The following is a 10,743-nucleotide window of genomic DNA, read 5'->3' on the forward strand; positions in this document are numbered from 1 at the left end:
CCTTTTTTACTTCTTTTTTGCCCCGCTGTTTTTTGTACTTTTCTCAGTCTTGTTATATAAGCTATCTTATGTTAAGGGATTTATCTAAGATTACACTCCTAAGAATGGGAAGAAAAATAGGCGTAAATGATAAGCAACACCAACCGCCGAGCCTAACCAAAACTGCCAAAGCCATCGGTAGCCGAGCCAGTCTTTAAGGTTAATTTTTTGACGTTGCCTATAACTTTAAGCTTGGGCGTTTTGTACGCTCTCTTGAGCGAAGGAGTCGATGGATGTCCGTCAGGTACGAGCCTCGATAGAGGGGAAGGCAGAGAAAACAAAAACTGAAAAGCGATAGAAGGGCTTTGTAAGTAAATAGGTTAATATGTCGAGTTGTGTCGGTGAATATGCTACTGCTGAGCAAGGGAAAACCTCCTAGAGCCATACAGAATTAGTGCGTAGGGTAGAGCCAATTCCCTCTGGTGGTTGTCAGACCGCTTCGCGCTTTATAAGATCACTTCGCTTTTTACCTATTGAATGACTTGACGTAATAGTCTTTTTCACCCCCCCTTACACGTGTAAACAAGGGACTGGTTTGTTCTACCAGCTGCAGTAACCAAGTCAGGGGACGAGCGGGATGAGCACTGGCTTGATTTCGGTTATACATGTCGCGTCTTTGCCAAAGGGTGGTGAATAGAGCCTCTAACTGTGTTTGCGCTACTGACACATTGGTCGTCTGACCTAGCAGATACCCGTATAGAATGGGGGCATAGTAGTCGTAAAAACGACTAAAGTCTTGACGATTCGTTACTAAGTAGGGGATCAAGTGGCGATTAGCCGTAGTAGTGACTTTGTTCATTACCTATTCAGGTGAATACGGCTATGAGACAGGTTAAGCGACTAAATAGAGTCTGTTTCGGGCTTGCTGACTTAAGTCGTTCAATATCCGTGTATGAGTAGCCAGTTTCTCAATACTTAGGCTTAGTTGACTGGCTAGGCGTTTTTCGAGATCTGTGGGGCTTAAGCACGCGTGAGACAGGCAATGTCTCGGTAACTAGATACTGAGCGTGAAGCTAATCACCATCAGATCCCCATCAATCGAGCGGTCCTGAATGATCATGCCGGAATCTTCATCAAATAAGCGGTCGCCAACTTGGGGTAACACCCCAAATGCTTGGTAGAACCTATGGATACTCTTGAAACAGGTCTGAAGGCGATCAATACAGCTATGAATGACGACAGGATCCTTATACCAGATCTCTAGGGTGGATAGCTTCTTGACTTGATGGAGCTTCTTTTCCGAAAACAAGAAGTGAATAGTCCAGCCCTTAATAACCCAATCCCGCTGAGAAATAGCCTCAAAAATCGTTATTATCTTTATATCCTCTTTTTTTAATAGGAGCGTTTTCATGCTATGTAATTAAGGTGTTTTAGAGAATTTAATCGTAGTATAACCCAGGACTCTAGCGACAGGTAAGGTAGTAAGCAATTTTATGTATTGTATCCTTTTTATAAAATAGTTACCATTAGTATAAATAATAAATATAATTGAAAACTTAATTTGCGTTTTTAACGCCTTTAGACTTATTCAAGGGTCAGTTCCTTCTTGCTGGTAAAAAGAGGAAAATAAGGTTACCTTCAGTACGGAGACGTCATAAAAAAAGGGCTCGTATATAACAAACGAGCCTTTTTACCTCTATTCCCTTAACTAATCTTCTATTCTATTAAGCTACATGGACAGTGTTGTTTAGCCACTTTGGCCACCTAGCCATCAATCTACAGTAAGTCGTATTCTATTTTCAACGATATATCTATGAATCTAATAAGTTACGGTAGATACGGACGATTATATAAAGATATGGATATTATCTTAAATTAAAAATACTAAATAAAAATAAACAATAAGTATATAAAAAATAATTATAGTTAACTAAATGTATATTTAATAGTAAAGGTATTATAATAGAGGGGTATCAAAGAAATTCTTTCCTTAACCTAGTGATGTGGAGCTCTTAGGGGTAAAGTTACCTTCACCGGCTTGGTGCGACAGGAAACGCCTAAATCGATTCATTAAGAAATCCCGCTTGAGCGAAGACTCTTCCCTTGCCCTTGTTAGCTGATTATATCTTCAGTAGATATAGTCTATTTTCTGTACACCGGGATCGGGCTTGCACACTGGTGGACTGATTAGGACATGCCAACCCTTGTCGGATCGCTGTGATGAATGCCAGAGAAAAGCACCCGCTTGGAGCAGTCAGGCCTGCTTCCTACACAGTGTCTTGCAGTGCTATTGTGTAAACGTATAAGCATATATAAATTCCTAATAATAAGGAGTTTATTAACAATAATTTCTTACTTTACAGCCAGCCGCTTTTTGAGTTTGCTCACCGATGGGTATAGTGATTTACAGGTCAGTCAAGTTATTTGGCCGTAAAAGGCATTTGACCTATCTATAGCGTTTACTTGTTGATTCCTTATGGACATAGCCCAGCGAAACCGACCCCGAACCACTCAACGCATCATGAAAGCCTTAGAAGAGGTGATGGACGAATGGGGCTGGGAAGGCGTTAGCATTAGGCGGATTAGTGAAAAAGCAGGGGTCAGTAAAGTACTCATCTACCGGTATTTTGGCGGCTTGGAGGGGTTGATGGTCGACTACGTAAAAAAGGGAACCCTCTTCCCCGTAGTTACTTCGGAAGTGCTGGACCAGCTTACCGCCTTGCACCAGTCGGATCTAGCTCCTGTTTGGTATAGACATATTATTCGGACCTATCGCTCTTTCAGACTCTTTAAAGCAGGCCGGGCGCTTCTAAAAGCCACCCTCCTGGAGAATGACCTACTGGGTGATGCGATAAGTGTAGCGATGGACGAAGAAATGACCCGTTTAGTGGACCATTTGTCTTTAGTGCCAAGGTCTGATAGTCAGGCCGTAGCCGCTGTGATACTAGGCGGGATGTCTTATCTAACCATCATGGCTCACAATAACCACCCAGTAGTCGGTCTTGATTTGCGGAGCCAAGAGGACTGGAAACGAATTGAGGAAGCGATTAAGCTGCTTTCTGTTGCCTTGAACGATCTAGTGGTTGCTTCTGCAGTTGTAACAGTGCCAGCGCAGTCGGCCAATCTCCCGAATCCATGGTTGTAGGACGATGGATACCGATACATAATCGATATTAGGTTGAGTGAGGTGATCGGGTTTAGCGGCACACTGAACTTGCAAGGTTTGTGTACTATTGTTGCTCAAACTGTTTAGGGCTTTTATAGCCCAGTTGCATGGTTGCTGCATGATCTTGCTAAGTTAAGCAAGTCTACTGTGTCGATTAATTAGACCATCTCAGGATATGATAGTTTTCGTATGCTACTGGAATAGGTTTACAAAGGGGAACAAAACTGAGTATCAGCCTGATATTGCACATTTCCGAACCGAATTTTTTTGTACGGATACCATTTTAGGGGCTGATAGCCTTGACCTTGATGAGCCTGATCAGGCGTTTTATAGCCTAAAGACGCATGGGGTCGGACCGAATTGTAAGCCCTAATGGCCTGCTCAACGGCCGTTTCGGCTATACCAAAAGTAGGGAATCCCCTCAGATTGAAGTCTTCCTTTAAGGTCCGAAAAACCCGCTCCGCCAAAGCATTCTCGTTAGGGTCGCCTGACTCGGTCATACTAATGGTAATCGTCGCTTGGTGCAGCCGATCCACATAGGCTCCCGAACAATATTGAACACCCCGATCCGACGGGGCCGCCCGTGCGGTGGTGGATCAGCGGTTGATCGACTTGACCACGCGTTTTTAAGGCCATCTCCAGGGCCGCTACGGGCCCTTTGGCTTCTAACGTTTTATGGAACGACCACCCCACGATTTTACGTGAATACGCATCCATAATCACCGATAAATAGGCAAAGCCGATCCCCACCCGAATATAACTCAAGTCACTGACCCAGAGCTGGCTCACCCTAGTCGGTTTGAGTTCTTTAACTTGGTTGGGATACTTCTCTAAATCATGATCAGAGTCGGTTGTTTTGATTCTTGATCGTTTCTTTGTCAGTAGCAAGCCATTGATCTTTAGTAGGTTATGTAGTCTGTCACGCCCTAATTTGATTTGATGAGATGTCAAAAAATCTTGCATCAATTCATACAATTTAGTCGTCCCCAAGCCCGCAACCTGTTGTCGTAACCGCTTCACTTCAGTCAGGACAATGGCTGCCTGAAAGCCTAGTTTTTCCTGACGCCGGGTAGCCGCATACCAGGCTTGTCTTGTTAAGCCAAACAACCCACATAACTGCTCCATGCCCACCAGGGGATAGCGACGAGTCAGTTGGTCGACTGTTTGGTGCCAGACTTTTTTAAAATAGGGATTTGAAACTGCTTTTCGGCAATTTGGATGGCCGTTTCAAAGGCTTCGGCTTTGAGTTTAAGTAATTTATTTTCGTCTTCAGTGGCCGCCAGTCGTCGTTCAAGCGCTTTGACGTAGGCATCTTGATTGTGTTTTTTCATGGATTTATAACAGCGATAGGGGTATAAAAAAGGGGCTAATCGGTGCTTGAAATACCATCGGTTCAACTGCCGTAATTCGGTCAGAGAAATGTGTAGATACTGTTGGATGTCGGCGGGCTGAGCGATTTCAGCTCGATAGACTTCGACGACCTTTCGCTTAAAATAAAGCGACTTTCTACTTTTCTTATTTCGTTGTAATACGCTAATATACATAAGCTTACCGATTTACTGTATACAGAAATCAGTAGCATACGTTTAGTTGTATAAGTGTGGTTATGTAAAGCTAAAACAGTCTTTAGACCATTTAGTCGCTACATTTGCTCTATCATGGGGAGTTTATCGATTCCCCTATGGTGTGGATAGAAGCGGAAAGCAGACTGACATTGTTAGTCTGCTTTTTTGTTACATATTAGACCTTGTGTCAAGGGATTAATTCAAGATTAGCCGTTGAATCGAAGTGGTGTTTTCTGAGTAAGTTTAGGTAGGTTCGTCACTTGAACAAGCCAACTTATTCACCCACCTTACATGACACTTCATCAAGCCATCACGGTTCTCATTATTGATGATGACGAGGACGACCGTTTTTTTATGGAACAGGCCTTTAAGACGGATTCCCCTTCTACTCAGCTGTATCTGGCTCCTGATGGCCAGCAAGCACTCGATCTGCTTGGTTCAACCCGGCCCTTACCCGATGTCATTCTACTCGACCTGAATATGCCCGGCCTAAATGGCTTCGAGGTGCTCAAGCGACTCAAGCAATCGGCGCATTACCAACATATACCCGTTGTGATCCTGACAACCTCCGATGCAGATACCGATCAAGAGCAGGCCCACCAATTAGGGGCCACTGAGTTTATTACCAAACCAACCACCTATGACGGGCTGAGTGCTATTGCTCAACGGATTCGGCTCACGCTAGTCAAATAATGACGCTGGGTTTCATTGTCTTTGTTGTATAACGAACGTGGCTACGGACCGCCGCTGCGCCGGGCCGCCGGAGCGGTCGCAAAAGTTGATACGACTGCGGACGGGCTCGTTAAATCAGCCGTTTTAACCACAAATTGGGTCGTAACTGTTTCCCAATTTATGCCTTTAAACCCATTCCAGACTCTTGCAATAGCCATGAGCATTGCGTTAAGAAACTTTCCCAAGAAATAGAGCTTATATACAAGACATAGAGCTTATATAATAGCTACTCATCCGCCTTGAATCAATGAATAACGACCAACTGCCTCTTGATCCGAAAGGGCTTACACTGGACCAGCAGAAGCTCAAAGAAAATGAGTTCCGTTTTCGCAGTCTGATTGAAGAGTATCCAGTGGCTAGTTGTCTTTTTGTTGGTCGAGACTTGATTATTCAAGAAGTAAATTCGCTCATGATTGCTCTCTTCGGAAAGGGAGATACAATCTTGGGTAAACCGCTGGCCCAAGTTTTACCTGAACTGGAGGAGCAGGGATTTCTTCAAATTTTGGACACGGTTTATACCACAGGTGAAATTTACCAGGATACCAATGCCAAATGCGACTTGGTGATTGATGGGCAGTTCGGTACTTACTATTTTGATTTTACCTATAAGCCACTACGCAACACAGCGGGTGAGATCTATGCCATTTTGGAGACGTCTGTGGACGTAACCGGACAGGTAGTAGCCCGGCAGAAATTGGCCGAGAGTGAGTCCCGCTTTCGACGACTCGTTGAGCAGACTCCTACAGCTATGTTAGTGGTAAAAGGGGAGGAGTTGTTAATCGAAACGATCAACCAGGCGATGCTAACCATTATGGGCCGAGGGAAAGATATCATCAACAAACCGCTCGAAATTGCCATGCCCGAGCTAATAGGGCAACCTCTGGTGGCGCACTGTCGGCAGGTACTTCACACGGGTACGCCCTACTATGGTTGGGGTGATGAGGCTCAGGTTTGGCGTAATGGCAAGCTTGAAACGGGTTACTACAATGTATCTTGTACCCCTATTTATGAAGGTGACCACTTAGTGGGTGTTATGCAAGTAGCCGCTGAGGTGACTCAGCAAGTGGCTGCTCAAAAAGCTATTGCAGAAAGCGAAAATCGCTACCGAAACTTGTCCACTCAGTTAGAGCAACAAGTCCTGCAGCGCACGTACGAACTGGGAATTGCCACTGAAGAACTAACCGCTGTTAATGAAGAGTATGTTGTAACCAACCAAGCGTTGGAAGAAGCCAATGAACTACTTGTCCGATCCAATCAGAGTCTGCAACAGTTTGCCTATGTGGCCTCCCATGATTTGCAGGAACCTCTTCGTAAGGTGCAACAATTCGGAAACCTGCTCAGGACTCAATATGGCGAGCAGTTGGGCGACGGCGTTAACTATTTGGAGCGAATGCAAGTAGCTGCCAGTCGAATGTCTACGCTGATTCGTGATGTCTTACGCTTTTCGCACATTTCTTCCAGTAAAGAGACCTCTGAGTTGACCTCTCTAGCCGACGTAATTGAAACGGTACTCGTCGATCTGGAGTTACTCATTGAGGAAACTAGAGCCTCCGTATATGTTGACAATCTACCCACTATCCGTGGCGATAGGTCTCAGCTAGAGCAACTCTTTCAAAATCTCCTGAGTAACGCATTGAAATTCCGGCAAGTGGATACCATTCCTCAAATTAAGATTTGTGTTCAAACCCTACCGGAGGCTAGATTACCCCCAGGCGTAAAACCTACTCGCTCCGCAAAATTCTACCATCGTATCGATGTGATTGATAACGGCATTGGCTTTGATGAAAAGTACGCAGATCGCATTTTTCGGCTATTTCAACGGTTGCACGGCAAGAATCAATTTTCGGGTACAGGTATCGGTTTAGCCATCTGTGAGAAGGTAACAGCCAATCATGGCGGAGCGATAACGGCCACTAGTCAGCCTAATGAAGGAGCTACTTTCAATGTTTACTTGCCTCTATGAACGAAGGCTTTCCGTTGCATAATTTGCCCTGTGTTAATCTATACTAATCGTCTAGTTAATTAAATTTTGGTTTCTTTTTCTCTCCCTTTCCAACTTTATCCACTCGTTCTGTTCGAACTCGTCTTGCTTGTGACAGGCTAACAAAGCTTTACGTTCTGTACTAAACTCAGTACTCAATGCTGTTATTTGGCGAACCTGTTGAGTAACCAACTTTACTAGTGTAATAGCCTTATTGTCAGTATTTAATGGTTGGCTCCATGGCTGTTGGTGCTGCACTTTCAAGTCTTGATGTGCTTTCTGTTCTCTACATGAAAGTTCTTTCAACTCTTGGAGATGAGTTTGTAAGAGTGTTATTCGTTGGGTAAGCCATTTCGTTTCAGAATCCATTACTAGGTTGTAAGTTATATAATCGATCTTATATAAAGCTACTATTGTACTTAAGCGTTGTATTTGCTTGATTTGCAGGGTATATAATCCCTATACAAAGCCTATATAATCCTTTACAATAGTATGAGTTATCTTACTTTAAAAGAGGCTTCGGAAGCAACCGGACTGAACGAAGCGACTATACGTAGACTGTGCAAAAAAACTGAAAGTAGACCCTTTATTGAAATGAAGAAGGGCAAACAGGGCGCTATGTACACCATACAGGCTAACTACTTGTTTGATATCTATCCACCTTCGAAGCTTGTTAAGACTGATGACTATACAAGGGTATATAATGACAATACAAGCCTAGACAAACCGCCTTTACAAGACTATACAGCCCTTTTGGAAGCCAAAGATGAGATTATCCAACTTCTAAAAAACGAAACGGCTTACTTACGTGCTGAGAATACAGGTTTACGAGAAGAAAACCGTGAGCTTAAGCTCCTCCCTTCTCCAACTTCTATTTCAGATGCACCCTTATCTGAAACACCAATTGATCAACAGCCAGATAAGAAAAGCTTTTGGCAACGTCTATTTGGCTAAAGGCAGTTTATAGGTTCGACCTATAGTCCAGTCTTGACTAATCGCAAACCCAATGGTGGGAGATGATCAAAGTCGTTATCTGCTGTGTGTAACTCTTGATCGAAATACAGAGCTGTAGTAGCAATCCACAGATCGTTTTTGCCCATGTTTCGAGCTGATAAGCCAGGCGGAAGCGGCTGGAATTTTAATTTACCTTGACTGTAAGCATCAACTAGAGCATATGTATCCGTCAGCGCTGCTGTCACTTCCATAATCGGGCACTTTTTTAACAAGTTTTCGACGAATGCAAGCTTCTGACTACCCCAATCTGATTTCAGAGCAAATGCCTTTATCTCACCCACAACAACTACTGGTAGGATAGCTCTAGAGGGTAATGTTCGCTTTTGACGAACATACTGAATAACCAAATTCGTGTCAAATACCATTGTTCGCAGCTTCGCGTTCCTCACGTAAAATTTCGTCCATTCGGCGGTTTTCTTCCTCAGTAAAGCCTAAGTCTGGTATTTCTAAAGGCTCTTTAGGAGCTACTTCGTCTAAGAAGCGCTCGACACCCCAGCGCCTTACATCTTCAGGCCGATAACTATTCCATTGACCTGCCTTCATGGGAGGAATTGCTTCTAAACTTTTTTTTGTTTCCATATTTTTATGCGAGTTTGTTGTTTTAGCGTCAATTTAGGCTCTGTGAGCTATTATTTATTTTAAAACGTCATCTAGTTTATTTTTCTTTTTTATTCGTTTCTAAGCCAAATACTTTAGCTGTGTAGCTGCCTACATTCTTCACCTTGCTATCGGCTACTTTGACTTGAATATCGTAGAGTTGCCGGGTAACAATTTCAGGTGAATGGCTGGCTAGTACTTGATCGGCTTGGTCGGGCCGCAACCGGAATTGCTTGATTAACCGCTCGTGCAGGCTCGACAGCGGAGCCGGTTCGGGTTTGGCTTGGTAAAACACTTCAAATTCAACTTCGACGACTGGTTTACGACCCCGGCCAGGACGGTTGCCATAGATGGGTTTGTAAGTGAATGTCAAGTCAGTATGGCCATTAATCTCTTTTGCAGCCACGTCTAAGACCCTCATTTGAAAGCGAGTCCAGTTGGAATAACTATCTTTTCCTGTCTTTGGGTCTATAACCCAGAGCATATTTTTGAGGTCAATCAAGTTACGCCGAAATGTCTTGTCTTTCATGTTTTTGTACATGCATAGCAGCTCATAAATTCGTTTGGCATAGGCTGAATTAAGTGAAATAGCCGCAACCAACTGTATTTTAGTATACTTCTCGTTCAACTCGACGTAAAACGGGCGTACCATTTGGGATAACTCGATTTGTATAGTTCCCGTCCCCTTTTTGTACAGAGCTGAAGCTATGAAAGTAGCCTGTAATATGTCCCCATTTGGCAAGGTAGTTTCAAAGACCCGTGATAATAATTTACGTGAAGCTTGCTTATAAGCCTCAAATTTCAACTCTTCTGACCCAGTTATATGAGCCATTTCTTTGACTGATACCTGATACATCTTGGTGACTGGATCATCTTTCTTTATGCTTGCGACGACCATATACAAGATATTCTTCTCTGCTTCACTCATTTCATAGCGAGCAACAGTAAGAACATTGTCTTGCCAAATCTCTATTACCTTATTCATGATAAAATACTGATAAGCAAAGCTATAGAAAAAAGTAGCAAAAAAAAATACCAATAACTTTTTAAAAACACTATTATGCCGACCAAACGCTACTTTATTAAGTCAGTTTCACCGACCAAACGCTACTTTATTAAGTCAGTTTCACCGACCAAACGCTACTTTATTACCGACCAAACGCTACTTTATTAAAGTTATCCACAGTGTAAGTATTTAGTAATCAGCGGGTTGTTTGCTAAAAAATCGCCTTACAAGTGTTTAACAAGTGATATTTGATAATACACAATCACTTGTTGTAAAAAAAAGTGGCTTGAAAAAGCGGTTTTTAGGGGTAAAAAAGGACAGATAAAAATTGATCACCGGATTGCTAACGAGTAGATCAAAAAACAACGGGGAAAAGAAAGGAAAAGAACAGAAACTAAAAAACGCACCGGGGCCGCGAAACTATGAATTTAGTTAAATGTTTCACGATTTGTATTATTCTAATAGTAATACAAATACCCATTTAGTAAAGGCTGATGAAAAGAAGAACCACTAATCTATTCTATCCCCTTTCCAATACTTGCACCCCTACCTATTCATTCACTTAAGCTGACCATGATCTAATTTGGTAAATTGACTGATCCTTTTTAGCTTCCCTCTATGAAGCTTTCCCATCCGGCGGTGGTGTCGTGATACGGTCTTGTTAAAGAGCGAGACGGAACGCTATTCCGCTACGCTTCATACC

Annotated in this window: 13 protein-coding genes; 4 read left to right on the top strand and 9 right to left on the bottom strand. The window is 43.1% G+C overall.

The window, feature by feature from the left end:
* Positions 1–505: 505 nt before the first annotated feature.
* Both ACFS25_RS31425 and ACFS25_RS31430 read right to left on the bottom strand, forming a co-directional pair.
* Positions 506–838, bottom strand: a complete 333-nt coding sequence (locus ACFS25_RS31425) for a hypothetical protein (protein ID WP_381509126.1) — start codon at positions 836–838, stop codon at positions 506–508.
* Positions 839–1,033: 195 nt separating this feature from the next.
* Positions 1,034–1,390 carry a hypothetical protein gene (locus ACFS25_RS31430; RefSeq protein ID WP_381509128.1) on the bottom strand — a complete coding sequence of 119 codons (357 nt, stop codon included), beginning with the start codon at positions 1,388–1,390 and terminating at the stop codon, positions 1,034–1,036.
* A gap of 1,110 nt (positions 1,391–2,500) precedes the next feature.
* On the opposite strand from ACFS25_RS31430, the gene ACFS25_RS31435 reads away from it, so the two are divergent.
* Positions 2,501–3,124, top strand: a complete 624-nt coding sequence (locus ACFS25_RS31435) for a TetR/AcrR family transcriptional regulator (RefSeq protein ID WP_381509129.1) — start codon at positions 2,501–2,503, stop codon at positions 3,122–3,124.
* Between the two features lie 227 nt (positions 3,125–3,351).
* On the opposite strand, the gene ACFS25_RS31440 is transcribed toward ACFS25_RS31435, so the two are convergent.
* Genes ACFS25_RS31440 through ACFS25_RS31450 form a run of 3 tightly spaced genes read right to left on the bottom strand, consistent with a single transcriptional unit; the run spans position 3,352 to position 4,689 of the window.
* Positions 3,352–3,645 carry an integrase core domain-containing protein gene (locus ACFS25_RS31440; RefSeq protein WP_381509131.1) on the bottom strand — a complete coding sequence of 98 codons (294 nt, stop codon included), beginning with the start codon at positions 3,643–3,645 and terminating at the stop codon, positions 3,352–3,354.
* Position 3,646: 1 nt separating this feature from the next.
* The gene (locus ACFS25_RS31445; RefSeq protein WP_381509132.1) at positions 3,647–4,270 is read right to left on the bottom strand and encodes a transposase; all 624 of its coding nucleotides are present in this window, start codon (positions 4,268–4,270) and stop codon (positions 3,647–3,649) included.
* A gap of 23 nt (positions 4,271–4,293) precedes the next feature.
* Positions 4,294–4,689 (bottom strand): hypothetical protein, encoded by a 396-nt coding sequence (locus ACFS25_RS31450; protein WP_381509134.1) that lies wholly within the window; start codon positions 4,687–4,689, stop codon positions 4,294–4,296.
* Between the two features lie 312 nt (positions 4,690–5,001).
* Here ACFS25_RS31450 and ACFS25_RS31455 point away from each other — a divergent pair, with 312 nt between their 5' ends.
* Together ACFS25_RS31455 and ACFS25_RS31460 are read left to right on the top strand one after the other, a co-directional pair.
* Positions 5,002–5,403, top strand: a complete 402-nt coding sequence (locus ACFS25_RS31455; protein WP_381509135.1) for a response regulator — start codon at positions 5,002–5,004, stop codon at positions 5,401–5,403.
* A 286-nt stretch (positions 5,404–5,689) separates the two neighbouring features.
* A complete protein-coding gene (locus ACFS25_RS31460) occupies positions 5,690–7,405 on the top strand; it encodes an ATP-binding protein (RefSeq protein ID WP_381509137.1) in 1,716 nt (571 codons plus the stop codon).
* Between the two features lie 51 nt (positions 7,406–7,456).
* On the opposite strand, the gene ACFS25_RS31465 is transcribed toward ACFS25_RS31460, so the two are convergent.
* A complete protein-coding gene (locus ACFS25_RS31465) occupies positions 7,457–7,792 on the bottom strand; it encodes a hypothetical protein (RefSeq protein ID WP_381509139.1) in 336 nt (111 codons plus the stop codon).
* Positions 7,793–7,915: 123 nt separating this feature from the next.
* Between ACFS25_RS31465 and ACFS25_RS31470 the strand changes: the two genes are divergently transcribed.
* Positions 7,916–8,377: a hypothetical protein gene (locus tag ACFS25_RS31470; RefSeq protein ID WP_381509141.1), complete on the top strand. Its 462-nt coding sequence runs from the start codon at positions 7,916–7,918 to the stop codon at positions 8,375–8,377.
* Between the two features lie 20 nt (positions 8,378–8,397).
* Here ACFS25_RS31470 and ACFS25_RS31475 read toward each other — a convergent pair whose 3' ends face one another.
* The 3 genes from ACFS25_RS31475 to ACFS25_RS31485 all read right to left on the bottom strand — a co-directional run bounded on the left by ACFS25_RS31475 (position 8,398) and on the right by ACFS25_RS31485 (position 10,019).
* Positions 8,398–8,802, bottom strand: a complete 405-nt coding sequence (locus ACFS25_RS31475; protein ID WP_381509142.1) for a PIN domain-containing protein — start codon at positions 8,800–8,802, stop codon at positions 8,398–8,400.
* Complete coding sequence (locus ACFS25_RS31480) at positions 8,792–9,016, bottom strand: hypothetical protein (protein ID WP_381509143.1); 225 nt, start codon at positions 9,014–9,016, stop codon at positions 8,792–8,794. Before ACFS25_RS31480 ends, ACFS25_RS31475 begins: the two co-directional genes overlap by 11 nt.
* Positions 9,017–9,092: 76 nt before the next feature.
* Positions 9,093–10,019: a replication initiation protein gene (locus ACFS25_RS31485; RefSeq protein WP_381509144.1), complete on the bottom strand. Its 927-nt coding sequence runs from the start codon at positions 10,017–10,019 to the stop codon at positions 9,093–9,095.
* Between the last annotated feature and the right edge of the window lie 724 nt (positions 10,020–10,743).

It is taken from the genome of Spirosoma flavum, from assembly GCF_042686045.1.
Taxonomy (GTDB): domain Bacteria; phylum Bacteroidota; class Bacteroidia; order Cytophagales; family Spirosomataceae; genus Spirosoma; species Spirosoma flavum.

Excerpts from the sequence above, each read along its gene's own strand:
- ACFS25_RS31430 (WP_381509128.1), bottom strand. The coding sequence starts at position 1,390 with ATGAAAACGCTCCTATTAAAAAAAGAGGATATAAAGATAATAACGATT.
- ACFS25_RS31455 (WP_381509135.1), top strand. The coding sequence starts at position 5,002 with ATGACACTTCATCAAGCCATCACGGTTCTCATTATTGATGATGACGAG.
- ACFS25_RS31465 (WP_381509139.1), bottom strand. The coding sequence starts at position 7,792 with ATGGATTCTGAAACGAAATGGCTTACCCAACGAATAACACTCTTACAA.
- ACFS25_RS31440 (WP_381509131.1), bottom strand. The coding sequence starts at position 3,645 with ATGACCGAGTCAGGCGACCCTAACGAGAATGCTTTGGCGGAGCGGGTT.
- ACFS25_RS31475 (WP_381509142.1), bottom strand. The coding sequence starts at position 8,802 with ATGGTATTTGACACGAATTTGGTTATTCAGTATGTTCGTCAAAAGCGA.
- ACFS25_RS31485 (WP_381509144.1), bottom strand. The coding sequence starts at position 10,019 with ATGAATAAGGTAATAGAGATTTGGCAAGACAATGTTCTTACTGTTGCT.
- ACFS25_RS31480 (WP_381509143.1), bottom strand. The coding sequence starts at position 9,016 with ATGGAAACAAAAAAAAGTTTAGAAGCAATTCCTCCCATGAAGGCAGGT.
- ACFS25_RS31450 (WP_381509134.1), bottom strand. The coding sequence starts at position 4,689 with ATGTATATTAGCGTATTACAACGAAATAAGAAAAGTAGAAAGTCGCTT.
- ACFS25_RS31425 (WP_381509126.1), bottom strand. The coding sequence starts at position 838 with ATGAACAAAGTCACTACTACGGCTAATCGCCACTTGATCCCCTACTTA.
- ACFS25_RS31445 (WP_381509132.1), bottom strand. The coding sequence starts at position 4,270 with ATGGAGCAGTTATGTGGGTTGTTTGGCTTAACAAGACAAGCCTGGTAT.
- ACFS25_RS31460 (WP_381509137.1), top strand. The coding sequence starts at position 5,690 with ATGAATAACGACCAACTGCCTCTTGATCCGAAAGGGCTTACACTGGAC.
- ACFS25_RS31470 (WP_381509141.1), top strand. The coding sequence starts at position 7,916 with ATGAGTTATCTTACTTTAAAAGAGGCTTCGGAAGCAACCGGACTGAAC.
- ACFS25_RS31435 (WP_381509129.1), top strand. The coding sequence starts at position 2,501 with ATGAAAGCCTTAGAAGAGGTGATGGACGAATGGGGCTGGGAAGGCGTT.